This is a genomic window from Mucilaginibacter sp. FW306-07-L, assembly GCF_058782065.1.
Genome location: NZ_JBYSXI010000002.1, coordinates 770,008 through 796,381, shown reverse-complemented (window position 1 = coordinate 796,381; position 26,374 = coordinate 770,008). Strand labels below are relative to the sequence as shown.

The 26,374-nt window shown below is 46.8% G+C and carries 18 protein-coding genes; 9 read left to right on the top strand and 9 right to left on the bottom strand.

The window, feature by feature from the left end; translation table 11 throughout:
- Positions 1–19: 19 nt before the first annotated feature.
- The 8 genes from AC3WJC_RS13695 (at position 20) to AC3WJC_RS13660 (ending at position 14,520) form a co-directional block, all read left to right on the top strand.
- On the top strand, positions 20–472 hold the full coding sequence (locus AC3WJC_RS13695) for a Sec-independent protein translocase subunit TatA/TatB (RefSeq protein WP_492399674.1): 453 nt from the start codon (positions 20–22) through the stop codon (positions 470–472).
- A 42-nt stretch (positions 473–514) separates the two neighbouring features.
- On the top strand, positions 515–718 hold the full coding sequence (locus AC3WJC_RS13690; RefSeq protein ID WP_492399673.1) for a Sec-independent protein translocase subunit TatA/TatB: 204 nt from the start codon (positions 515–517) through the stop codon (positions 716–718).
- 95 nt (positions 719–813) lie between these two features.
- Positions 814–2,235 (top strand): Asp-tRNA(Asn)/Glu-tRNA(Gln) amidotransferase subunit GatA, encoded by a 1,422-nt coding sequence (gene gatA, locus AC3WJC_RS13685; RefSeq protein ID WP_492399672.1) that lies wholly within the window; start codon positions 814–816, stop codon positions 2,233–2,235.
- Positions 2,236–2,301: 66 nt separating this feature from the next.
- A complete protein-coding gene (locus AC3WJC_RS13680; RefSeq protein ID WP_492399671.1) occupies positions 2,302–3,714 on the top strand; it encodes a lytic transglycosylase domain-containing protein in 1,413 nt (470 codons plus the stop codon).
- A gap of 95 nt (positions 3,715–3,809) precedes the next feature.
- Positions 3,810–6,110, top strand: a complete 2,301-nt coding sequence (locus tag AC3WJC_RS13675; protein ID WP_492399919.1) for an NADP-dependent malic enzyme — start codon at positions 3,810–3,812, stop codon at positions 6,108–6,110.
- Positions 6,111–6,692 carry a Holliday junction branch migration protein RuvA gene (gene ruvA, locus AC3WJC_RS13670; RefSeq protein WP_492399670.1) on the top strand — a complete coding sequence of 194 codons (582 nt, stop codon included), beginning with the start codon at positions 6,111–6,113 and terminating at the stop codon, positions 6,690–6,692.
- A 137-nt stretch (positions 6,693–6,829) separates the two neighbouring features.
- Positions 6,830–13,849, top strand: coding sequence for a T9SS outer membrane translocon Sov/SprA (gene sov, locus AC3WJC_RS13665; RefSeq protein ID WP_492399669.1), 7,020 nt, complete (start codon positions 6,830–6,832; stop codon positions 13,847–13,849).
- A 65-nt stretch (positions 13,850–13,914) separates the two neighbouring features.
- Positions 13,915–14,520 carry a hypothetical protein gene (locus AC3WJC_RS13660; RefSeq protein ID WP_492399668.1) on the top strand — a complete coding sequence of 202 codons (606 nt, stop codon included), beginning with the start codon at positions 13,915–13,917 and terminating at the stop codon, positions 14,518–14,520.
- Positions 14,521–14,523: 3 nt separating this feature from the next.
- Here the strand turns inward: AC3WJC_RS13660 and AC3WJC_RS13655 are convergent, their stop codons facing one another.
- The 7 genes from AC3WJC_RS13655 to AC3WJC_RS13625 form a co-directional block, all read right to left on the bottom strand.
- On the bottom strand, positions 14,524–16,251 hold the full coding sequence (locus tag AC3WJC_RS13655; RefSeq protein ID WP_492399667.1) for a M56 family metallopeptidase: 1,728 nt from the start codon (positions 16,249–16,251) through the stop codon (positions 14,524–14,526).
- Positions 16,252–16,255: 4 nt separating this feature from the next.
- Positions 16,256–16,627, bottom strand: a complete 372-nt coding sequence (locus AC3WJC_RS13650; RefSeq protein WP_492399666.1) for a BlaI/MecI/CopY family transcriptional regulator — start codon at positions 16,625–16,627, stop codon at positions 16,256–16,258.
- Between the two features lie 141 nt (positions 16,628–16,768).
- Entirely contained in the window at positions 16,769–19,759 is a 2,991-nt protein-coding gene (infB, locus tag AC3WJC_RS13645; protein WP_492399665.1) for a translation initiation factor IF-2, read from the bottom strand.
- Between the two features lie 63 nt (positions 19,760–19,822).
- Positions 19,823–21,058 carry a transcription termination factor NusA gene (gene nusA / locus AC3WJC_RS13640; protein ID WP_492399664.1) on the bottom strand — a complete coding sequence of 412 codons (1,236 nt, stop codon included), beginning with the start codon at positions 21,056–21,058 and terminating at the stop codon, positions 19,823–19,825.
- A gap of 4 nt (positions 21,059–21,062) precedes the next feature.
- Complete coding sequence (gene rimP, locus AC3WJC_RS13635; protein ID WP_492399663.1) at positions 21,063–21,527, bottom strand: ribosome assembly cofactor RimP; 465 nt, start codon at positions 21,525–21,527, stop codon at positions 21,063–21,065.
- Positions 21,528–21,632: 105 nt separating this feature from the next.
- Positions 21,633–22,046 carry a hypothetical protein gene (locus tag AC3WJC_RS13630; protein WP_492399662.1) on the bottom strand — a complete coding sequence of 138 codons (414 nt, stop codon included), beginning with the start codon at positions 22,044–22,046 and terminating at the stop codon, positions 21,633–21,635.
- Between the two features lie 5 nt (positions 22,047–22,051).
- Complete coding sequence (locus AC3WJC_RS13625) at positions 22,052–23,866, bottom strand: FAD-dependent oxidoreductase (RefSeq protein WP_492399661.1); 1,815 nt, start codon at positions 23,864–23,866, stop codon at positions 22,052–22,054.
- Between the two features lie 83 nt (positions 23,867–23,949).
- Here AC3WJC_RS13625 and AC3WJC_RS13620 point away from each other — a divergent pair, with 83 nt between their 5' ends.
- Positions 23,950–24,483 (top strand): YfiT family bacillithiol transferase, encoded by a 534-nt coding sequence (locus AC3WJC_RS13620; protein WP_492399660.1) that lies wholly within the window; start codon positions 23,950–23,952, stop codon positions 24,481–24,483.
- Between the two features lie 86 nt (positions 24,484–24,569).
- Here the strand turns inward: AC3WJC_RS13620 and AC3WJC_RS13615 are convergent, their stop codons facing one another.
- Positions 24,570–25,370: a hypothetical protein gene (locus AC3WJC_RS13615; RefSeq protein WP_492399659.1), complete on the bottom strand. Its 801-nt coding sequence runs from the start codon at positions 25,368–25,370 to the stop codon at positions 24,570–24,572.
- Between the two features lie 456 nt (positions 25,371–25,826).
- Positions 25,827–26,324 (bottom strand): heavy-metal-associated domain-containing protein, encoded by a 498-nt coding sequence (locus AC3WJC_RS13610; RefSeq protein WP_492399658.1) that lies wholly within the window; start codon positions 26,322–26,324, stop codon positions 25,827–25,829.
- Positions 26,325–26,374 lie beyond the last annotated feature (50 nt).

The following is a 26,374-nucleotide window of genomic DNA, read 5'->3' as shown; positions in this document are numbered from 1 at the left end:
TGTAAGCTAATTGAATATCATGCACAATTCAGTTTTTTTGTTTTTAAATATTGGTACGGGCGAACTGATGCTGATATTTTTTGTAGCGCTGCTTTTATTCGGCGGCGATAAATTACCGGGCCTGGCCAAAAGCCTGGGCAGGGGCATCCGCGATTTTAAGGATGCATCAGAAGATGTGAAAAGGGAGATCAATAAGCAGATCAATACTTTTGATGATGACCGGGAAACCAAGCCAAAACAAATAGCGGCTGTTGAGCCTGCCACTGAAGAAAATATACCTGTTGCCGAAGAAAATACACCAGTTGCAGAAATAACTGAAAGCAACAACAACCACGAGCCTGAAAATAACGTACATACTGAAACAGAGGTTGCTGTTGTTCATCATGATGATAACAGTGCTGATGAACAGCCTGAAATAAAAAAGCCTGATTTTAGCAGCAGGCCGGCTAACACGTTTGAGTACAAAGGCTAATATTGAACAGAATTATTTATCATACTATAAAATTAAAAGATCATGGGATTAGGAACACCGGAAATTATTGTAATCGTTGTGGTGATCTTGTTGCTGTTTGGGGGTAAAAAAATCCCTGAGCTTATGCGAGGTTTAGGCAAGGGTGTTAAGGAGTTTAAAGATGCGAGCAACAATCCATCTGATGACAATGTTACCGCTACGCATACCAACGAGCATACAACAAACACTACAAAAGCCAATTCATAAGGTTTCGTAAGTTCGCTATCTGCGAAAAAAGGTATTTAAAACTTATCTGTTGAATTAATTATACATTCAACAGATAAGTTTTTTATTTTAGCCCCATGGCTAAATTCTATTCCTCTTTAACTGAAATTAAAAGTAAGTTACAAAGCGGAGAGGCGACGGTTGAAAAGCTGGTTGCCGGTTATCTTGAACAAATTGATACTTACGCGCACCTGAATGCCTTTAACGAGGTGTTTGCTGATGAAGCCGCCGCGCATGCCCGGCAGGTGGATGCCCGCATAAAAGAAGGGGTGGCCGGTAAGCTGGCCGGTATGGTTATCGCCATTAAGGATAATATTTGTTATGAAGGCCATAAGGTATCAGCCTCTTCAAAAATCCTGTCTGATTTTACTTCCATATTTTCATCAACCATAGTTAAGCGTTTGCTTGCCGAGGATGCCGTTATTATAGGCCGTTGCAATTGCGACGAGTTTGCCATGGGTGCCGCTAATGAGAATTCATATTATGGCCCTGTACACAATTTCGCGGATACTACCCGTGTTTCGGGGGGATCATCAGGCGGTTCGGCAGTAGCTGTGCAGGCCAATATGTGCCATGCCGCTATTGGTACTGATACAGGCGGCTCGGTACGCCAACCCGCGTCATTTTGCGGGATGATAGGCTTTAAGCCTACTTACGGACGTATATCACGCCACGGCATTATCGCGTACGCATCGTCTTTTGACCAGGTAGGGCCGATCACCCGTTCGGTTGAAGATGCTGCCTTGTTATATGAGATTATGGCCGGTGTTGACGAATACGACAGCACACTATCGCGCAAAGCGGTTAACGCTGCCCCTGTCGTAGCCGATTCATCTAAAAAGCGCATCGCTTATTTGCAGGAGGCTGTAACCAGTGAGGGGGTAGATACTGAAGTTAAAGCCGCATTAGTAAACACTATTGACAAGCTGCGTGCCGAAGGGCATACCGTTGAGCCTGTCAGTTTTGAATACCTGGATTACCTGGTGCCTACCTATTATATACTGGCCACGGCCGAGGCATCATCAAACCTGGCACGGTATGATGGCGTACATTACGGCTACCGCAGTCCGGAAGCTACCGATTTGCAATCCACCTACAAAAAATCACGTTCTGAGGGTTTTGGTAAGGAAGTTAAACGCCGTATTATGCTGGGCACCTTTGTGCTTAGTGCCGGTTATTACGATGCCTACTATGCCAAAGCGCAAAAAGTACGTCAGCTTATCCGTACCAAAACAGAAGAAATACTCAACCAATACGACTTTCTATTAGTGCCAACCGCGCCCGAACCCGCTTTTGAGATAGGCAAAGGCGAAACAGACCCGGTACGATCTTACCTGGCGGATATATTTACCGTACAGGCATCGCTGGCGGGCGTGCCGGCTATTTCGCTGCCGGCAGGCAATAATAGTAAGGGATTGCCGTTAGGGTTACAATTGTTAGCCAAGCACTTTGCAGAGCAGGAGCTATTCAACTTCGCTGAATATTTCCTCAAGCTATAAAAATTTAATACCTTAGTATATTGCGTAACCATGCGCATTGCTAACCGTATAAAAATCCCCTAAGGAATGAAGAGATTATTTACGTTTTTTATCTGCGTTTTAGCCATACAGCTTGTTAAAGCAAATTCACTCGACTCCGGCAGATACAAATTTTTAAGGATAGCCGCTACGTCAGGCTTTCAGCAACAAAAAGACACCATTATCGTGCCAATAGCGGCACAGGTAATTCCCCCGGCCAACCAGGAGTTCAGCATATTTAAACGCCGGTTAGACTCTGTACAAAAAGATATACAGCTTGATTACAACGAGTATGTACAAAGCTATATCGATGCCTATACCCGCCGCAGGGGTGGTATGGCCGAGGTAATAGGCAAATCACAATACTATTTCCCTATCTACGAAAAAGCATTTCGTGATATGGGAGTGCCTGAGGAGATCAAATTCCTTTCTATTGTAGAATCAGAACTTAACCCTAACGCCGTGTCGCGTGTGGGCGCTACCGGTCCGTGGCAATTCATGTTCGCTACGGCACGCCTGTACGGTTTATCAATGGATAATTATGTAGACGACCGCAAGGACCCGATACAAGCGAGCTACGCCGCCGCGGCTTACCTGCGCGATGCTTACCAGGAGTTTGGCGACTGGCTGCTGGCCATTGCCTCCTACAACTGCGGTAAGGGCGCGGTAACCAGGGCCATTGAAAAAGCGGGGGCTAATGATTTTTGGTCGATACGCCCGTACCTGCCTGCTGAAACCCGTGGCTACGTGCCCGCGTTTATCGCCATGGCTTATGTAATGAATTATTATAAACACCACAACATAACGCCGCAAGCCTGCAACTTCTCCGTAAAAACAGATACGGTGATGGTAAACAAGTTTGTACCGCTGCAAGGCATTGCCAAAGTGCTTGATGTGGATATGAAAGAACTTTGCCTGCTGAACCCGGCATACAAAAAGCAAATTGTTAATGGTACGGCACAATTGCCACGCCGCTTAGTGATACCGCAGGCCGCTAAAGAAAATTATGCTGCCTTGTACGAAGCGCTTAATGGCGCGGGCTTTAACGCCCCTGCTAAGGTTCGCTTTGCCTCAAACAGAAGTACTGAGGGTGGCGAAGATGCCGAAGCGCCGGTAAGTAAGGCAACACGCCATAAAGTTCGCCGTGGCGAAACACTGGGTGCCATTGCCGACCGTTATGGCATTGAAGTGCAGGATTTAAAAGTGTGGAATAACCTGCGCGGCAACAGGGCTGTTACCGGCCAAACACTACGTTTAAGTGCGCCGCAGGAAGTTGAAGTTCCGGCTAAATCAGCTAAAAAAATTAAGGAATCCATTACCTACAAAGTAAAGCGCGGCGATACGCTTAGTGAAATTGCCGCCAAGTTTGAGGGTGCCTCGGTTGAAAAAATAAAAGAACTTAACGGTTTACGCAAAGGCCGCATTCAACCCGGAATGACGCTTAAAATAAGCGGCGTATAAAATATAATCGTCTCATTATCAACAGGTGGTAATTATACTTGCAGTGCTTGCTAAAAGTATTGTAATTTTGACCTGTTGACCTTTAATTTGAGATGATGAATAAACCCAACCGTAAACAGGATGCCCTTGATTACCATGCCAAGGGCCGTCCCGGTAAAATACAGGTAGTACCCACCAAGCCTACCAACTCTCAGCGCGATCTTACTATGGCTTATTCGCCCGGCGTTGCCGAGCCATGCCTGCGTATAGCCGAAAATACCGATGACGTTTATAAGTATACCGCCAAAGGCAACCTGGTTGCGGTAATAAGCAACGGTACCGCCGTATTGGGTTTGGGCAATATTGGCCCCGAGGCCAGCAAGCCGGTTATGGAAGGTAAGGGTTTGCTCTTTAAAATATATGCCGATATTGATGTGTTCGATCTGGAGTTGAACGCGAAATCGGTTGATGAATTTGTAAATATAGTTAAGGCGCTTGAGCCCACTTTTGGCGGCGTTAACCTCGAAGATATATCGGCCCCGACCTGTTTTGAGATAGAGCGCAGGCTTAAAGCCGAGATGAACATCCCGGTAATGCACGATGATCAGCATGGCACGGCCATCATATCCGGTGCCGCGCTGATGAACGCCTGCGAGATACAGGGTAAAAAGCTTGATAAAATAAAGATGGTAGTGAACGGCGCGGGTGCCGCGGCCATTTCCTGCTCAAAAATGTACCTGTCGCTGGGGGTTAAAAAAGAGAACTTGGTGATGTTTGATATCAATGGTGTGCTAACGCCAGACCGTACTGATCTTGACGAGATCCGCCTTGAATTCGCTACTGACCGTAAGGATATTAAAACATTGCCCGATGCCATGAAGGGTGCTGACGTATTTGTCGGCCTTTCGGCAGGTAACGTGGTTACGCCGGATATGCTGAAGGTAATGGCCAAGAATCCCGTGGTATTTGCCATGGCTAACCCGGAACCCGAGATCAATTTTGACCTGGCTGTTGCCGCCCGTAAGGATATTATTATGGCTACAGGCCGCAGCGATTTTCCTAACCAGGTAAACAACGTACTGGGCTTTCCATACATTTTCCGCGGCGCGCTTGATGTGCGCGCGACCGCTATTAACGAGGAGATGAAGATTGCCGCGGTACACGCCATTGCCGAGATGGCTAAAAAGCCGGTACCGGAAGAAGTGAACCTGGCTTACAACATCACCAACCTGAAATTCGGCAGGGATTATATTATCCCTAAGCCGATGGACCAGCGCCTTATTACCGAGGTATCGGCGGCGGTGGCTAAAGCGGCTATTGAATCCGGCGTTGCCCGGAAAACAATTACCGATTGGGATGCTTATGCCGAGGAACTGCGTACCCGCTTAGGCGGTAATGATAAACTGCTGCGTAACCTGACCAGCAAGGCCAAGCAAAACTCAAAAAGGGTGGTATTTGCCGAGGCCGATACTTACAAAATCTTACGTGCCGCGCAGATAGTGAAAGACGATGGTATTGCCCAACCGATACTGCTGGGTAATATCGACAAGATAAAGAAGATCATCCGCGAGAATGACCTTGATCTGGATGATGTGCAGATCATTGATCCGCGCGAGGGTAAGTGCGAACGGTTTGAAGAGTATGCGCAATACCTTTATAAAAAACGCCAGCGCCGCGGGGTAACTTTGCTCGAAGCCCGTAAGATGATAACCGACCGTAACTATTACGGTGCCTGCATGGTGCAGTTTGGTGAGGCCGACGCGCTGATATCCGGCCTGACTAAAAATTACGCGACTACCATAAAACCTGCTTTACAGATTATCGGTATTGAGGATGGCGTTAACCGTGTAGCCGGTATGTACCTGATGATCACGCCGAAAGGCCCGGTATTTTTTGGGGATACCACCGTTAATGTTGACCCAACGGTTGAAGAACTGGTAGATATTACCGTGCTTATTGAGCGCACCGTACGCCAGTTTAGTGTTGACCCGAGGATAGCGGTTCTGTCTTACTCAAACTTTGGATCAAATGATGGTGATGTGCCCGAAAAAAGTCGTAAGGCGGTAAAAATGCTACACCAAAAATATCCGCAAATGGTGGTTGATGGTGATATGCAGGCCAACTTTGCCCTGAATGCCGACCTGCTGGCTGATAATTTCCCGTTTTCAACCCTTAACGGCAAACCTGCCAACACGCTTATCTTCCCTAACCTCGAATCAGGCAATATCGCTTACAAGCTATTGCAGGAACTGGGTGGAGCCGAAGCTGTGGGCCCGATATTGCTGGGCATGAAAAAGCCGGTACACGTGCTGCAGTTAGGCAGTTCGGTAAGGGAAATCGTCAACATGGTTACCATCGCCGTTATTGACGCGCAGGAGAAAGAAAAAGCAGCTCAAATCTTATCAAAACGCAAATAAATGTACGCTTATATAAGTGGCAAGCTGGCCTTTAAAAACCCGGCCTATGTGGTAATTGAAACCGGGGGGGTGGGTTATCATATCCATATTTCGCTCAATACTTTCTCACAACTGAATAGTGAGGCCGTTAAACTTTTTACGTGGCTCCACGTAAAAGAGGATGCCCATACATTGTATGGTTTTGCTGAAGAGGGAGAAAGGCGTTTGTTTTTGCATTTAATTTCCATATCGGGCATAGGGCCCAACACCGCGCGCATGATGCTGTCGTCCATCACCCCTGATGAGATACAGGCGGCTATAGTTGATGGTAACGTTTCACTTATACAGCGTATTAAGGGCATAGGCCCAAAATCCGCGCAGCGCATTATATTGGAGCTGCAGGATAAGCTGCGTAAGGAAGGCCCTGATACCCTAACCCGTGTTGTAGTGAACAAAACCGTAAAGGACGAAGCGCTTACCGCGCTGGTAACCCTTGGTTTTACCCGCAACGTAGCCGAAAAGGTATTGGATCAGGAAATTAAGCGCAGCAGCGAAGAGCTTACGGTTGAGCAGTTGATCAAGTTCGCGTTAAAAAGTTTATAATAGCGCGGGCTATTTGGTAGCCCGCTTGCTTATGTTTTATCTCCCTGATAAAGTTAAACCCGCAACAATATTTATGGGTATGAATACTTAGTGTGATTTAAAAAGTACATAAATTACCCATTATTTAAGTTTTGCTTTTGAAAGGAATTTTTACCGGAAAATTTTTTCTTCGTGTTGCTTTGTGCTGCCTTTTATGGGGGTTGGGCAATGCGTTTGCGCAGCAAAAACCGGTAAAAAAGGATAGCACTAAAGTGCGTGTTCCTATCAAGGCACCTCAATCGCGCAGCCAGCGTTCACGTGAAGGGTATTTTTTGCCTGATCCGCCCAACCTGGATCGCAGCGTGGAGTATGATCCGGTAAGCAATCAGTATGTACTTATTGAGCGGGTTGGTAATTTGCTGCTGCGCCCGCCGCGTTATATCAGCTTTGCTGAATACCTGCGCCTGACGCAAAAAGAATCTATCCGGCAGAACTTCCGTTCGTCTGCGGATCAATATGCTTATGATTCACAACAGGAAGGTTTTGTGCCGCGCATAAAAGTTCGGGGACGAACGTTTGAAAAGATCTTTGGCAGTAATGAGATCAGCATCAAGCCACAGGGTTCTGCCGAAATGATCCTGGCCGGGCAGATCAACAAAAATCAAAACCCGCTTTTTAATTCGCGCCAGCGCAGCCAGTTCAACTTTAATTTTGATCAGCGTATACAATTAAACGTTACCGGTAACATTGGCGACCGGCTCAAGATAACCACCAATTACAATACCGATGCCCAGTTCCAGTTTGATAACCAATTTAAACTGGATTATACGGGCAGGGAAGACGATATTATCCAAAAAATAGAGGCCGGTAACGTAAGCATGCCGCTCAATACCTCGCTTATTACAGGTAGCCAGGCATTATTCGGTGTAAAAACCAAGCTACGTTTTGGCCGGTTGGATGTTACGAGCATTTTTTCGCAGCAGCGTTCGCAGTCGCGCACCATAACCATTACTAACGGGCAGCAGCAGGGGGAGTTCAGGGTTACCGCTGCCGATTATGAGGCCAACAAGCACTACTTTTTGGCGCAGTATTTCCGCAATAATTATAACAACGCGCTGCGTAACCTGCCGCTTATCAGCTCCAATATCAACATTACTAAAATTGAGGTTTGGACAACCAACCGCACTAATAATACCACTGATTCGCGTGATATTGTGGCCTTCCTCGATTTGGGGGAGAACAGGCCGTACAACACCACCATTGTGCAACCCGGCACATCCGGCTTGCCGGCGGCTTTCTCCGGTCCGGGGTTTCCGCAGCAATCTAACAACCTGTTAAGCCAATTACCTGCATCGGCACGGCAAACCAACTCCAATGATGTAGCCAACCTGTTCCGTAGTACCGGTAATACCGATAACTTTGCCAAGCTTACCTACGCCCGTAAATTAACCGACAGGGAGTTTACGCTGCACTCACAGTTGGGCTATATATCCCTCAATTATCCTTTAAATAATGACGAGGTGCTGGCCGTAGCCTATCAATATACCTATAACGGCCAAACTTACCAGGTGGGGGAGTTTTCCAGCGATGTATCTGTTGACCCGAATACGCCCCGGGTATTGTATGTAAAGCTGTTAAAGAACGAACTCCTGAAACCCCGGCTGCCATCATGGGATCTGATGATGAAAAATATTTACTCGCTGGGCGCTTTCCAGATCAGTCCGACAGATTTCAGGCTGCGCGTTGCCCGTTTGGATGATAAGAGCAGTGTTGAAGAGTATGTGGCCGATGAAGGGCAGAACCTGAACCAAAAATTGTGGCTGAGTATTACCGGCCTCGATAACCTGAATATACAGAACGACCGTGAGCCCGATGGGTATTTTGATTTTATTGAGGGTGTTACCATTGATTCGCAGCAGGGGCGGGTGATGTTTCCGCAGGTAGAGCCCTTTGGCAATGACCTGGCCGCTAAAATATTGCCCGGCGAAACAGATATATCCCGGCGTTACGTTTACCAGCCACTGTATGATTCTACAAGAACCATCGCGCAGCAATACTTTCCGCAGCTTAACCGCTATATTATAAAAGGTACCTATAGTTCGCAGGGCGGATCAGAGTATTTGCTGAATGCCACCAATATTCCGCAGGGCTCGGTAGTGGTAACTGCGGGCACGCTGGTACTTACCGAGGGTACTGATTACACGGTTGATTACAGTGCCGGGCGTTTACGCATAATAAACCAGGCACTGCTATCATCAGGGCAGCCTATCAATATCAAGCTGGAAAACAATGAGCTTTTCGGCGTACAGCAAAAAACCTTGTTTGGTACCCGTTTAGATTACTTTGCGAGTGATAAGCTGGCTTTGGGTGCTACCATGATGCACCTTACCGAGCAACCCATATCGCAAAATGAGGCGGTAGGGTCGGAGTCGATCTCCAACACCATCTGGGGTTTTGATGGCAATTATTCCTCAAAATCACGACTGCTTACCCGTTGGGTTGATAAAATACCCTTCATCAATACCAAAGAGGAATCATCTTTTAACGTGAGCGGCGAATTTGCGCAGTTATTGCCCGGCGCACCCGGCGCGCTCACTTATGCGGGTTCAAAAAACGGTACTTCGTACCTCGATGACTTTGAGAACAGCAAATCAGTGATCGATGTAAAAAGTTATATTAACTGGCAGATCTCGGGCACGCCGCAATTGTTCGGCGAATCGGAGTTTAACGACGACCTGCGCTATGGTTACAACCGTGCCCGGCTGGCGTTTTATAATATCGACCCGATATTTTATAACAGCGCGGGCTCACTTAATGTTACCCGTGCCGAGCTATCTAACCATTATGTAAGGCAGGTTTTAGAAACCGAGGTGTTCCCGTATCGGCAATCGGTAACCGGGCAGCCCTTGCTGTTGCCAACCTTTAACCTGGCTTTTTACCCTAATCTGCGCGGGCAATACAACTACACTACAACCGGCATTAATAACGACGGTACGCTGCAAAATCCACGCTCACGCTGGGGCGGTATTTTCCGCAAGCTGGAAACTAACGATTTTGAATCGCTCAACGTAGGCTATATTGAGTTTTGGATGCTCGATCCGTTTATCTATAAACCAAATTCACCCGGCGGCGATTTGTATTTCAATCTCGGCAGTATCTCCGAAGATATATTGAAGGATGGTCGCAAAAGTTTAGAGAATGGTTTACCGGTGGATAATGATTTTACCAAGGTTGATGAAACCGCCTGGGGCCGCGTAACCCGGCTACAACCGGTAATTAACGCCTTTGATACTGACCCCGCCGCCCGTACCCGCCAGGATGTAGGTTTGGATGGATTGAACGATGGTGACGAGCGTAATAAGTTTGCCACCGTAGTACAGCAGGTAAACGGCCAACTAAGTACCCAGGCCGCCACCCAATATGCTGCCGACCCGTCATCCGATAATTTTCAGTACTATCAGGGGCCGGAGCTTAACCAGGCATCGGTGCCTATTATGGATCGTTACCTGAAGTTTAACGGTACCGAGGGCAACTCCAAAACTACCGAGCAATCGCAAAGCGAACTGGGTGTTACCACCTCGGCATCAACCCCGCTGCCTGACGGGGAGGACATTAACCGCGATAATAACATGAGCCAAACGGATGAATACTTCCAGTACCGGGTATCATTACGCCCGGCGGATATGCTGGTTGGCCAGAATTTTATTACGGATAAAGTAACCTCGCAGGTAAAGCTGGTTGATGGCAACACGCAGGCGGTAACCTGGTACCAATTCCGGATACCGATCAATGAATATGAGCAGGCCGTAGGCAACATTCAGGATTTTAAGGCTATCCGTTTTATGCGTATGTTCCTCACCAACTTTGCCGATACCGCGGTGATGCGTTTTGCTACTCTGCAACTGGTACGCGGCGAGTGGCGGGCGTTTAACCGCGAGAATAATCCGCTGAATATTATTGCCGACCCCGGCATCGCCAACCCCACGCCGGATAACCGCATAATTGATGTACAGGCCGTAAACCTGGAGGAGAACGGTAACCGTACGCCGATACCGTATGTAGTGCCGCCGGGCATCAACCGTCAGCGTAATTATAATAACTTAAAAACCAATACGCTGCTGAACGAGCAGTCGCTATCCTTACATGTTGACCGCCTGCGCGATGGTTACTCAAAGGCGGCGTTTAAAACTTTTTATAACGATTTGCGCTCATACAAAAAACTGCAGGCATTTGTACATGCCGAGGGTGATCAGTTAAAGGATAATGACATCAGTGCTTTCATCCGTTTAGGCGTTGATTACCAGGATAACTATTACGAATACGAAGTGCCACTTAAAATTACCCAGCCCGGCACCCGTGACCCCGGTGCGATATGGCCCGAACAAAACCAGATAGACCTGGAACTGGCCCTGCTTACCCGTGCCAAGCTGGCGCGTAATAATGCCGGGGTACCGCTTAACACGATATATACTTATGTGGAGAACGGCAAAAAGGTATTGATCAAAGGGCAGCCGGATCTGAGCCGTTTGCGCACTATCATGCTGGGCATCCGTAACCCGTTAAAAACAAACGATAACGATGACGGCCTTGATAAAACCGCCACCTTATGGTATGATGAATTGCGTTTAACCGATTTTGACCAGCGTGGGGGATGGGCTGCTGCCGTGCGCTTTAATGCCAAGCTGGCCGACTTTGCCGATGTAACCGTATCGGGCAGTAAGAGCACCATTGGTTTTGGCGCACTGGATTCGCGGGTGAGCGAGCGTAGCCGCAGCGATAACCAGTTGCTTGATGTAGCCGCCAATGCCGAACTGGGCAAGTTCTTTCCGGATAAGAGTGGGATACGCATACCGGCTTACATCAATGTATCGACCCAAAAAGGCACACCGCAGTTTGACCCTGCCAGCGGTGATATTGAACTAAAAGACAGGCTGGCCGCCGCCAAAAGCGAACTACAGCGCGATTCGATACGCAAGGTGTCTGAAAATTATACCGTTCGTAAAAGCTTTAACTTTACCAACGTACACAAGGCCCGCACCAATCCATCGGCAGCGGTACGTATATGGGATGTGGAGAACTTGAGCGTGAGCTATGCCTATACCGAGTATCAACATCATGATTACGTTACCGAGCTCGATCTGCAAAAAACCTACCGGTTTGGCCTGGCTTATAATTACAGCAATCAGCCTAAATATTACGCGCCTTTTGAGAAGCGTATCAAAAGCAACCTGCTGGCCCTGTTTCGCGATATTAACTTTAGTTTACTGCCGTCAAGGTTGAACTTCAGTATCAATTTCGACAGGTTTTATTCGGAAAATACCCTGCGGCTGAATAATGATCCGCTTAATGCTATCGCCATACCGGCAAGTACCATTCCGACCACGTTTAACAAAAACTTTAACATTACCCGGGTATACGGTATCGGCTGGAACATCTCCAAATCATTACAAATGGATATTGATGCCACCAACCTCTCGGTGGTTGATGAGCCTGCGGGGCGCATTAACGGTTTGAAGCGCGATACCTTGTGGGAGAACCTCAAGAGCCTGGGGCGTACCACCAACTACAGCCACACCTTAAACTTTAACTATACCACGCCGATCAGCAAGATACCGGGTTTGAACTGGACATCGGCCATATTGCGTTATAGCACGCACTTTAACTGGCAATCGCAACCGGAGTTTTCCCTGCGCGATCCGCAGTTGGCGGTAGGTAACAGTATACAGAACGCGCGTACGGTGCAGCTCAACCCTACGCTTAATTTTGTAAGCCTGTACAATAAGTTCCCATTCATCCGCAAGGCTAATAACCCGAATAGTAAAGGCAATATTTTAATAGGGCTGCTCACCAGTATCAAAAACCTCAGCGGTACGCTAACCCGTACCGAGGGCACCTTCTTGCCCGGTTATCTCCCGATAACAGATGTGTTTGGGCAGGATCTGGGTTATGGTTCGCCGGGACTGGGTTTTGTACTGGGTAGCCAGGCTGATATTCGCGCCAAGGCGGTAGCCAACGGATGGCTCTCTACCGACTCGCTGCAAAACCAGTTGTATGTAAAAACCTATAACGAAGACATCAGGCTAAAAGGCACTATTGAGCCGTTTAAGGATCTGCGTATCGAATTGATCGCCTTCCGAACTAAGGATCGAAACTTTCAGTCCAATTACAAGTTTCAGCAATCGTCAAACCAGTTTGAGGAGCTGAGTCCGGTTACTACGGGCAGCTACAGCGTGTCATTCCTGTCGCTGGGTACGGCGTTTAAGGGAACGAGCGGAATTGACAATATATCGGGCGTGTTCCAGCAGTTCCTTCAAAACAGGCAGGTGGTATCGCAGCGTTTGGGAAGGGCGAATCCTAACTCGGCAGGTGTTACAGGTGGTTATGCCGATGGTTACGGGCCAAACTCACAGGATGTATTGGTTACCTCGTTCCTGGCGGCTTATACGGGTAAAAACGCGTCGAATTATAACCTTAATCCGTTCCCCTCAACCCCGATACCCAACTGGCAGATCAATTACAGCGGATTAAGCCGTATGCCGCTGCTCTCGGATGTGTTCGACTCGTTCGATCTGAGGCATGGTTACCGTTCATCCTACAACGTAAATGGCTACACTACACTGCTGCAATACCAGGAGCAGAACGGCGCGGTAGCTTCACGGGATATTGATGCTGACTTTTTGCCTTATTACCAGTTTTCGCAGGTAACCATATTTGAGCAATTTGTGCCGCTGGTAGGTATGGACGTTCGTTTTAAAAACAGCATGACGGCTAATTTTGAATACCGTAAAAGCCGTACACTGAGCCTGAGCTTGTTGAACAGCCAGTTAGCGCAGTTGAATGAAAGTATTGTGGTGTTGGGCTTTGGTTATCGTACCACTAAATTCAAATTTCCGTTCGGGTTATTCGGTAACTCGCGCAATAATAATGATGTGAACTTTAAGCTGGATGTGGCACTGCGCGATAATAAAACGCTGATCTATCGGGCTGATGTACAGGCCGCCGAAGTATCATCAGGCGCGCAAAACATTACCCTGCGCCCGGCAATTGATTATGTGATCAACCAGCGCTTTAACCTGAACATCTTTTACGATTCGAACATTACCCGCCCTTACACCTCGCAAAGCTTTAATACCTCGTTCACCAACTTTGGTATCAACCTCAAGTTGCTGCTGCAATAGCAAGTTTAATTAATATTTTACCGAACACAGTTGCTCTTGGTTTGTTATCACCCAAAATATACCGCATGGAGGCTACCGCTAAATTTATTCCTGAACAGAAAGAAGGGGAGCATAATGATATTGTTGAATTTATAGGGCAAAGTTCGTACGCTGAGGCCCACAAGCATTTTATGCTGGTAAAAAACCGGCTTAAAGATGTAGGTAACTGGCACCAGTTTGTAGGGCAGGCAGGTTCAACATTCGCTATTACCGATGCACAGGGTAATGTAACTTATAAGGCGGCGGAGAAAGGTGATATTTTTTATATCGATATGCCCGGCCCTGGTCCGGCTGGTGGCGATGGGTATGATTGGGTGCGCATTGAGGAAGTACATGAGCATGAGGATGAAAATGGCGATAGCGAGTATTATGTAATGACCGTACGCCCGGTAGCCAATCCGCATACGCAGGGCGAAGTAGCACACTTTTTTAGCCACGAATCAACCAATACTTTCATCGTGGAGCGCAGCGGAAACAAGCTCAGCGCCGAAGTGCATGGCCGTAACGAGAAACCTAATACCGATGGTAGCTTATTAGATAAGGCCCGTAATTTTGTGGTAGGGCTGGCCGCCCGACATGGACTGTCAGCCCCGCACTGGCAAACTTTTGCCGGTAATATATTAAGGGCTTAGGGGTTAGTTGTAGGTTCCTTTTGGTTTTTTAGTTGTTAGTAAAATTACTCCATTGCCACCTCTTGAACCGTAGAGAGCGGTGGCCGTAGCATCTTTTAATACCTCTATAGATACAATGCTTTTCTCATCAATAGTTTGCAGGTCTTCTATTGGGTGTTCGGTATGATCAATAAAAAGCAGCGCGGTTGTCCAGCCCATCCAGGCATGCTGCGGTATAGTTACCTTGCTGGCGGTGATGGTATTTCCGGCATCCTGAATTTTTACTTTTCCATACAAGGTCATCATCTTTCTGGTGGTATCTATCACCAGCGAATCCTCGGCGCTGAATGATGTTTTAGTTTTACCTTTCTCGGTTATTGAAACGGATGCTTTGAACAGTTTCGTTTTCTGACTTCTGCTTGCCAATGGCCGTTTTACAGCAGCTTGTTTTTTTGTAGTTGGCCTAACAGATTTGCTTTTAGACAGTAAATTATAAAACTTATAAGCATCAGTTTTTAACGCTGACCCTGTGTTGGAAGATGCTTGCATGATAGCTGAAAATTTATCGCATTGTTTGCAGTTGGCATTTTTATTTTTACTTAGCCCTATTAACTCGATAACTGCTTTTTCATGTTTTCTATAAACAGGGTACTGAAAGCGGCGCTCGGATTTTAGGTAGCCATTCTTTTTAAAGTTAAGGCTTATGTGAAGGGCTTTATCTTTTTGTATACTTATCGGTATAGCTACATAACCTTTTGCATCGGCATTGTAGCTTTTATTACCATATATCTCACTTACTTCTACATCAGCCAATCGCTCTTTAGTATCTATATCATAAAATATTACAGCGTAGGTCATCTCGTCCTTTTGCTGCGGCATAAGCTGGTTACGGAAGGCTACAAGGGTAACCGCCAGCAAGGGCAGTATAAACATAAATTTAAGCAGGTTGATTTTTGCTGAGCGTACTTTGTTCATCATGATGATACGGTTTTTTAGGGATGTAAAATTAAATTGGTTAGCTATGCGGTATTGTGGAATACCGATCACTTTAAGCAGGTGATATTGATAAGCTTTTTTATCAAGCCCGGTATTCACCACATTGTCATCAGCAATGTATTCCAGGTTTTGGCGGATGCTGTGCCTGATAAGCCAGGCGAAGGGGTTGTACCAGTTTACTATACAAAGCAGTTCGGCAAGTAAAATATCAAGCGTGTGCCGCTGCTTTACGTGCACATATTCATGCAATATGATCTCCTCAAGTTCGGCTTCGGTATGCAGGTTTTTGTTGAGGTAGATGGCATTACCGAAGGAGAAGGGCGTAACGTTTTTATCAGTATGATAAATTGGGGTTTCGCCATCACCAATGGGTATGGCTTTTAGTTTGATCCGTCGCAGCGCGAATAGTTGCCCTATTAGGCGGATCAGCATAAATATTGAGCCTGCAGCCAAAGCATATGCGGCAAACAGCCACCAGTTTATAGTATCACTTACGTTGGTAAGGGGCTGCTCCATGCTTTTTTCGGTAAGCGATTGTACTGACGGCACATAATGTATGATTGATTGCTGGCCTGTGGTAGCGGTGAAAGTTGATACATCAACCAACGGAATGATGAAGCAAAGCATTGTGTAGCCAGCCAGGTACCAGCGGTTAAGGTTGTAAAAGGTGAGCCTGCGTAATACTACATAGTAAAAAAGGTAGATCAGGGCAATACTTAATGATAGTTTTATTAGGTATATAAACAGGGCAGGCATAGCGTTATGATTTATGGTTATCACCTTTTTCAATCATGCTGATGATCTCCTTCAATTCATCGGCACTAATTTTCTCTTCCTTCGCAAAAAACGCGATCAGCTCTTTGTATGAACTTTTAAAGTAATCCTGTACAAAGCCTTTCATAAATTTGCGTTTATATTCTTCAGCTTTTACCAGCGGGGAGTAACGGTAGGAGTTGGCCAGCTTTTCGCTTTGTACATAACCCTTTTTTTCCAGGTTTTTTATGGTTGATGCCAGGGTAGTGTAAGGTGGTTTAGGCTCGGGCATTAAATCCAGAAAGTCCTTAACAAAACCTTGCCCGGCTTGCCATACCACTTGCATAGCCTCTTCTTCCTGTTGGGTAAGTTTCTCCATTTCAAATTACTATTATATCGTAAATCTACGAATATTTCGTAATTATGCAAATATTTAATAAAATATTTTGGTGGAGTATTGCCACACAACAAAAAAGGCCTGCCGAATGGCAAGCCTTTAAGTATATCAGTGTTTGATAAGTTACGCTAACTTACGTTTTACTTCAACATTTTCGTAAGCTTCAACAATGTCGCCTACTTCAATATTATTAAAGTTTTGAATGTTTAAACCGCACTCGTAACCGGTACTTACTTCTTTCACATCGTCTTTATAACGTTTAAGTGATGCCAGTTCGCCGGTGTAGATAACAACACCCTCGCGGATGATGCGGATCTTACTGTTACGGGTGATCTTGCCATCCAGTACCATACAACCTGCAATGGTACCCACCTTGCTGATCTTGAAGGTTTCGCGAATCTCTACGTTAGCCACGATCTTCTCTTCAAATGTCGGTGCAAGCATACCTTCCATCGCGGCCTTGATCTCGTTGATCGCGTCGTAGATGATAGAGTACAGCCTGATATCGATCTGCTCCTGCTCGGCCAGTTTACGGGCACTGCCTGATGGGCGTACCTGGAAACCGATGATGATCGCGTCAGATGCCGAAGCTAACAATACGTCAGATTCAGAGATCTGGCCTACTGCTTTAGAGATGATGTTAACCTGTATCTGCTCGGTAGACAGTTTCAGCAACGAGTCAGACAATGCCTCGATAGAGCCATCCACGTCACCCTTAACAATGATGTTAAGCTCCTTGAAGTTACCCACTGCCAAACGGCGGCCGATCTCATCAAGCGTGATGTGTTTCTGCGTGCGTAAACCTTGTTCGCGTTGTAATTGCAAACGTTTGTTGGCAATTTCACGTGCTTCCGGCTCGCTGTCCATCGCGTTGAATTTATCACCCGCGGTAGGGGCTCCCTGCATACCCAGCACCTGTACCGGTGTTGATGGGCCTGCTGATTCAACACGCATACCACGCTCATTGGTTAAAGCTTTAACACGGCCGCTGTAACAACCTGCCAGTATCGGGTCGCCCACTTTAAGGCGGCCGGCTTGTACAAGCACCGTAGTAACAATACCACGGCCTTTATCCAGGGCTGCCTCAATAACGGTACCTACGGCACGTTTGTTAGGGTTGGCTTTTAGTTCAAGCAATTCCGCTTCGAGCAATATTTTTTCGAGCAGTTTATCAACGTTAAGGCCTGATTTGGCTGAAATTTCCTGCGACTGGTATTTACCGCCCCATTCCTCAACCAATATGTTCATGGTAGCCAGTTGCTCACGTACCTTATCGGCATTAGCTCCCGGTTTATCTATTTTGTTAAAAGCGAAGATGATCGGTGCACCGGCAGCCTGCGCGTGGTTTATGGCCTCGCGGGTTTGCGGCATCACGCTATCGTCAGCAGCTATCACAATAATAACAATATCTGTTACCTGGGCACCACGTGCACGCATCGCCGTAAAGGCTTCGTGACCCGGGGTATCCAAAAAGGTGATCTTGCCTTTATTTTCAGGCAGGGTAACCTCATAGGCACCAATGTGCTGGGTTATACCACCGGCCTCACCGCCAATTACGTTGGTGTTGCGTATAAAGTCGAGCAATGAGGTTTTACCGTGGTCAACGTGACCCATAATGGTAACGATCGGTGCACGGGGGATCAGGTCAGCCGGGTTGTCAACCTCTTCAAGGTTAGCTTCCTCGTCTTCCGGTTTAACAAACTCAATCTGGTAACCAAACTCGTCGGCAACTATGGTCAGTGTTTCCGCATCCAGCCTTTGGTTGATGGATACGAACATGCCCAGACTCATACAAGTAGAGATGATCTGCGTTACCGCGACATCCATCATTGATGCAAGCTCATTGGCGGTTACAAACTCGGTAACTTTTAATACCCTTGAGCGTGCTTCCTGTTCCATGGCCAGCTCTTCCGCATTGGCTGCTACGTCATCACGTTTTTGGCGACGGAATTTTGCACGCTGTGCAAACTTACCTGATTTACCTGCACCGCTCAGGCGGGCAAGTGTTGCCTTAATTTGGTCTTGTATATCCTTTTCAGTCGGTTCCTCTTTCGGGGTATTCGGCTGAGCGGTTCTGTTACGGTTATCCGGCCTGTTGTTGCCACCACCGGTATTATTATTACGGTTCCTGAAATCAGGGCGGCCACCCGGCCCGTTCTGACCCTGGCCTTGTCCTTGTTGCCCAGGACCGCCTTGTTGCTGGCCTCCGGGTTGGTTAGGGCCTCCGCCTTCTTTACGCTTTCTTTTGCGTTTATGGTCGGCTGAGTTAGGGTTTGATGATGATGCCACCGGGTTACGCTTCGGCTCATTAACCGGAAGCTGAATTTTACCAACAATATTAGGGCCGGTAAGGCGTTCAGCCTTGGCGCGTATTACATGGTTCGGATCATTTACCGGTGTTTCAGGTGCCGGAGCCGCAGCTTGTGGTTGTGCCGGTTGCGGAGCAGGAGCAGATGGCCTGTTCTCAGCAGCAGCAACTACCGGTTCCGCTTTTGGCGCTTCAGGCGCCTTAACAGCAGGAGCTTCTTCCTTAACAGGAGGGGCGGCTGTAACCGATTCCGGTTTCACTTCAGCTTTAACCTCCGGTTTTACTTCGGGGGTAGGAGTTGGTTCCGGTGCTGGTTGCGGTTTTGGCTGTTCGGCAGGTTTTGGCGCAGCGGCTTGCGGCCTTGCATTCAAGTTGTTAAGGTCAATTTTACCTACTACTTTTACGCCGGGCAGGTTATCCCCGCGGTCGTCTGTTTTAGCAGGCGCGGCAGGTTCAGCCAGTTTTGTTTTTTCGGGTTGCTGAGCAGTAAAGTTACCCGCGTTTTTAATCAGTATCTCCTCATTCTCAAATTCCTTTGAGCGGCGTGGCTCGGCAGGTTTATCAGAAGTGGCAGGCACTTCATCTTTCCTGATCTTGCCTATGCTGATCTGTTTAGCTTCTTCCTTAATGCTTTTATCCGCAGCAAATTCCTTTAACAAGGTGGTATACATATCGCTGTCAAGCTTCGCCATAGGTTGTTTTTCAACTTTAAACCCTTTGGAAGCCAGAAAGTCGACAATGGTACCCATACCAATGTTCAGTTCCTTTACTGCTTTTATTAATTTTATGCTTTTGTCTTCTGACATTTATTATTCTTTCTCTGCTTGTAATATTTGCAAAAATACGATTTTATATCGGCTTAATTGATTTTATTCAAATTCCGCTTGCAATATTGACAGAACCTCTTTTACAGTTTCTTCTTCAAGGTCAGTACGTTTAACTAATTCATCAACGCTAAGGCCTAAAACCGACTTGGCGGTATCTAAACCAACACGTTTGAACTCATCAAGTATCCAACTGTCAATCTCATCCGAGAATTCTTCAATATCAACATCCTCTTCCAATTCATCCGCTTCGCGGTAAACATCAATTTCATAACCGGTTAGTTTACCGGCAAGTTTAATGTTATGGCCACCGCGGCCAATGGCCAGTGATACCTGGTCGGGCTTTAAGTAAACAGCGGCAGTTTTTTTCTCATCGTCAAGCTTTATTGAAGTTATCTTGGCAGGCGATAAGGCACGCTGAATATATAGTTGAATGTTATTGGTAAAGTTAATCACGTCAATATTCTCGTTCTTCAACTCACGAACGATACCATGTATACGTGAACCCTTCATACCTACGCAGGCACCTACAGGGTCAATACGGTCGTCGTATGATTCAACCGCAACTTTAGCTCTTTCGCCCGGTTCGCGAACAATCTTTTTAATGGTGATCAAACCGTCAAATATCTCCGGAACTTCCTGCTCAAACAAACGCTGCAAAAATTCAGGCGCGGTACGTGAAATTATGATCTTCGGGTTGCTGTTCAACATATCAACCTTTGATACTACAGCTTTAACGCTGTCGCCTTTTTTAAAGTAGTCGGCAGGTATCTGCTCGGTTTTTGGTAATAAAAGCTCATTGCCTTCATCATCAAGCACCAGGGTTTCTTTTTTCCAAACCTGGTAAACCTCGCCGGTAACTATCTCGCCCACGCGGTCTTTATATTTTTTGAAGATCTCGTCTTTCTCCAACTCCAGTATTTTTGATACCAGGGTTTGGCGGGCTGCCAGTATTGCACGGCGGCCAAAGCTCTCCAGCGTTATCTGCTCAACATGCTCGTCGCCAACCTCGTAATCCTCGTCAATCAGCTTTGCTTCGGCCAGTTCAATTTCCAGATCATCATCCTCGCTAAATCCGTCTTCAACAATCTGGCGGGTGCGCCATATTTCTAAGTCACCATTGTCGGTGTTAACAATTACGTCGCAATTTTCGTCGTTACCATATTTCTTTTTGATCATGCTTCTGAAAACGTCTTCCAGCACGCTCATCATGGTAGGGCGGTCAATGTTCTTAAAATCTTTGAATTCCTGAAAGGAATCAATTAAATTAATATTGCTCATTTACTTATTTGAATGATATTAAAACCTTGGTTTCACTTATTTCATTTACGGGGATGATGCTCTCAATTAATTGGGCTTTCTTCCCTTTTTCTTTTATACTCTCTTCAATGGTAATCGCGTTCTCGTCAGCAGCCAGCAGTTTGCCTTCGCGTTTGGTGCCCGCGGTTGTTTTAACCGATAACAGCCTGCCAATGTTTTTGGCGTATTGCCTTGGCAGGGTAAGCGGCATATCAATACCCGGCGATGATACCTCGAGGTTGTAAGCCGTTTCGATAGTGTTTTCTTCCTCAAGATGAAAACCCACATGGCGGCTAACCTTTACGCAATCATCAATACCGATACCGTTATCACCATCAAGCAGTATCATCAATTTTCCGTTTGAAAGGAAATTGATGCTCACAATAAACAGGTCCGGCCGGTCGGCTAATTTTTCCTCAACCAGTTCGGTTACCCTTTTCTCAATATTCATGTATCCGTTGTCCGTTTGATTGGTAAAATAAAAGAGGGGGCTACCCAGCCCCCTCCGTATTTTAATGCAAATATAAATATTTTTATTTGTTATTCAAGTACTTTGTTATAGTTTGAAGGGCACATCCGTATGCGGATGATCGCCGGGTTTATTCCTTTTGCGGATATAATCCCACAGGCGACCGCCCTCGGCATAACGGTAATACCGCACAAAGTAGGGCTGCCCTTTTGCAAAGGCGGTATCTGGTGTAAAACGGATCTGTTTATTTATAATTTGATACGTGCCCGGCTGCTCGGGTTGAAAATCTTTCATCTCCTCGTCGGTAGGTAAACGGTAAACGGGCAGTAGGCTTAGCCACAGTGCCTTAGAGGTGTCCTGTGCTAATTGGGCCAACACATCGGCAGGTAAGCCGCTGATAATGATCTGTTCATTGCTGTTTGCCGTTACGCTTATGGCAGCATCGTCAGCAGTTGAACAGGCCGCGAACATTACCCATATTATTAACCAGGCTTTTTTCATATCGATCAATTTATTACCCGGCCGGTAAGATCCACCCGGCGGGCAAACGGGTTGATGAACTTATTGGCCAGCGCGGCAAACTCATAGCGGGTAACCGGGCGGTTCATGTCAAACGTGGTCTTAAACTTATAGGTGGTCTGCCAGTTTTTTTGCATGATCTTTTTCAGCGTTTCAGGGTCGGTAAGGGTAACATCGCTGATGAACGACATGAGGTTGCCAACGGTGAATTTTTCGCCCGGTTTATTTTGATTGAACCAGATGAACGCCCGGGTATAATATTCGTTTAGTAAAGGTTTGATATCGGCTGTATTAATGGTGGAATCAGGCTTGAATATTATGGCCACGCGGTTACCCTCGGTTTTAAAAATGCCTTGCAGCAAACCGGTAGCGCAAACCTGCTGCACAGCCCTGAAATACGGATCGCTGAAAGAAATATCACTGATCGGAAAAATATATCCTTTATGATCCAGCACCTCGCCCTGAATAATGCGTGCATGCAGGTTTTTGGTAGTGGTTTTAAAAAAAGCCAGGAAAGCGGCAGTGGCCCCGGCACTTTGCCCCAAGGTCATCTGCACGGCCGGGTCGGCTGTTGTGGCGTTGGCCAGGTGACTTACGGATAAGCCTTTTTCGGTGATCACCAGGTTCTCCGCATCGCGCGCCACAAAAGCGGTAAGCGGAATGCCATAAGCCGGGAACGGCGGATAGTTCACCTTGTTCTTATCATCGCTGTAAGCCTGCATAGGCAAGGCATCACCAACCGTTATATAGGTACGATATAACTTATTTGGCCGCGAATAGGGTTGATAAATGTCATCAACGGTAAACTTCAGGATGCCGTTTGCCCGCTGGTATTCGCGGATAAAGGGAATGTACGGTAATTTATCGGGCGTATTATATTCCTCTAAACTAAAGCTTTTATAACCCAGCACCGTTTGCAGGTAATAGATAAGTCCTAATGTATGCAGGCGCGCTTTTTTAAAGGTTTGGGCCCGGTTTTCGGACGTAAGCTGCTCCACCGAAACGGTGTATTGGTTAGCGCACCAGTTGATCAGGTATTTGTCATTAGGCAGTTTGCCCGCGACCAATAGTTTTTTTACATCCGCGCCTTTAAGGCAACTATACGCCGCGGGATCATAGCCCTCCGGTTTTTTTATAGTTCGATCAGCCGCCCGTCCGTTATCCTTTACTATCGCGGCAAAGCTGATATCCTGAATTTCGGAAGTTGCGTTAGCCGGAGCCAGCGCCTCGCCGGTTTGGGTGCGGCTATCGGTACCGGCATCAAACTTTACACCCACGGCTGTTGCGGCATCAGCCAGTTCGGTGGCATCTATCAGCACGCGGGCCTTGATGGTGATGGGCTCGTTTTTTTCGGTGATGGTAACTTCCCAGCCGGTGCCATCTTTTTTAAGGTTAGTATAAGGCGTGTTGAGTTTATAAGTGAGATTTTTAACCGTATCGGCAATTTTTTTCAGGATGGCCGCGCCGGTGTATGGTTCGTAACGGAGTACGGCGTTCAGCGTGGTATCATACCCCGGTGTTTTTTTGTAGAAAGTGGTGATATGCCTGCGAAACTCCGCCCAAATGCCTGATTGAAAGTTTCTGTTGGCGTTGAGCACGCAAATGCCGCCAGCCGTCATGCCGCCGCCCAGCCAGGGGCCGGTTTCAATCAACATGGTTTTTACGTTGCTGCGTGCACATTGTATGGCCGCCGCCGTACCGCTGGCGCTGCCGCCTATAACAAGCACATCGGTTTTAATGGTTTCGGCAAAACAAACAGCACATTGAAGGAAAACACAAAGCAGCAGTAACTTTTTTATCATCAGGCTTAAATAACAAAATACAAAACGCTAATTTGGGCAAAACCTTGTTGAACTGAAAGATTAATACATAATATATTCTGCCCATGCTTACCGACGAACAAATGCGCTACCCGATAGGGAAATTTCAGCCCCCGGCATCGTATACGGATGATGACCTTTACCGTTGGATGAATGATATACGTATGCTGCCCGGGCAATTGCGGCAGGCAGTTATCGGTTTAAATGACGATGACCTGAACACCCCGTACCGCCAGGGCGGCTGGACGCTGCGTCAGGTTGTACACCATGTAGCCGATAGCCACATGAACTCCATTACCCGCATCAAACTCGCCCTTACCGAGGATAGCCCCACCATAAAACCGTACGAGGAAGCCTACTGGGCACTGCAAGCCGACTACCACCTGCCCGTGGAGCCATCATTAAAAATGCTGGAAGGCATCCACCAGCGCATGATCGTGCTGTTTGAAAGTTTTACCGAAAAGGAGTGGGAGCGTACCTTCATCCACCCGGAAACCGGTGCCACTAACTCGCTCAAAAAAACTTTGGCCACCTACTCATGGCACGGCCGTCATCATTTGGCACATATTACTGAAACGAGGAAGAAGTATGGGTTTTAATAAACCAATAAACCAAGCTTTCTACATCAAAAACTTGGTTTATCACTCCCCCTTTAGGGGGCTGGGGGGCTCGGCTTGCTGTTGCCCTATAGTCCGAAAATATTATACTCAAACCTCAGCAAATACATATTTTTACTATTACGTACCATATCATTATATAAAGGTGTGCGGTAGCTCAGATCCAGCCGGCATACACTGTTAAATATAAGCTGTACGGCCGGGGCTATATCAAGGTAACTCTGCGCATGGCCCGGGTTGGTTTTACCCAGCAGTTCCACATACAGGTTAAGGTTTACCTGGTCGTAATTCTCATACTTTTTAGGCAGCAACAAATAACCCGCTGATAGGGTATAGCCAATGCTGTTGCGCGCATAGCCGCCAGCAAAGGTATAGCCGCCGCGGTTATCAAACCCGCGCAGGTAACTTGCCGAACCAGATAACGCCAGCTTGTGCATCAATTGTGTAAACACCAGTCCGCTTTGCAGGCCGGAGTTGTCGCCCTCCAGGGAAATCTCCTGATTGACCAGCGGATTTTTAATGCTTGCTGCCTTAACAAACATAGCCCCCCTGAAATGCCGCTGCACACTATCAACCGATAAAAAGCGGTACTTGGCGTACAGGCTGCCACCTTCAAAGCGCTGACCCTGCTGGTAAAAGTTAGACATGTAGGCCGAGCCATGAAACATAAAATATTTGCTCGCGCCATACATCAGCTCAATGGTACTGCGGTTTTTGTATTCCGGCTTAAAAAAGCCTTGGTTTTCTACCCGTATACCTAATGATCGCGCCGCCATGTTGCTGGCCGGTTCGGTATTCACATAAAGCTCCTGGGCGTAGGTTGTTATAGTGATCGCCATTAGTATGGCGATGAATAGTAGTTTTTTCATGACCCCTCCTAAATCCTCCCCGAGGGGAGGACTTGATTGAATTTTGTATAAAAATCACGTCATTGCGAGGTACGAAGCAATCCTCGAGCGATCTGCTTGAAGAATATCCTAAAGAGATTGCTTCGTACCTCGCAATGACGCGGTTGTGAGTTCTTTATTGGTCATTTCTCCGGCATCAGTAATGCCCGGAGTAGTACCTGCCTTGCCCAAGCATAACCTTTCACCGGGCAGGACGTAGCCGGCGACTTTTGCTTCTTTTGTTTCGCACAAAAGAAGTTTAGGACAAGCACCCCTCCTAAATCCTCCCCGAGGGGGGGACTTGATTGAGTTTTTTGTTTAAAAACCACGTCATTGCGAGGTACGAAGCAACCTCTAAAGCGTCTTATCAAACAGGAATATCCTAAAGAGATTGCTTCGTACCTCGCAATGACGATTGGCTGATTTGCAGTTTTTGCCTCATATCGCTACACAATAAACCTTTTTACCATCAGTGGCAGCGGGTTTTTGCGGGGCGTACTTTTTATTGGTGGCAATGGGGGCAAAACCTTTATCTAAAAAGGTGATGGCTACCGGGCCGTTGAGATCTTTTTCGCTGGCGTTTACCAGGTGAAAATGCTTGCCCGAATACTCGAACATGTTATTGCTGAGTTTGGTGCCGGCAAAGTTATAGGTAGCTTTCAGGTTATTTACCGAAAAGCCCGCGCTTTGCACTTTGCTGCTTAATTTATCAAAATCAACAGCCACATCCTTTTTAAAGGTTACGACGAAGATGTTGCGGTTCAAATCGGGCTTTACATCACCAACGAAGCTCAACGAGCGGAGTGACTTTTCGGTAGCTTTTGAGCACATGGAGCAGGTGAGGCCGCTTACCTGTACTTCGGCTTTGGTGAACTGGGCTTTGGCAATGCCAACAGATATAGCCATAATGGCTATGAATATTTTTAAGGCTTTCATATTGTTATCAAAAAATTAATGTAAAAAACTATACCACGGGCTAGTTAACA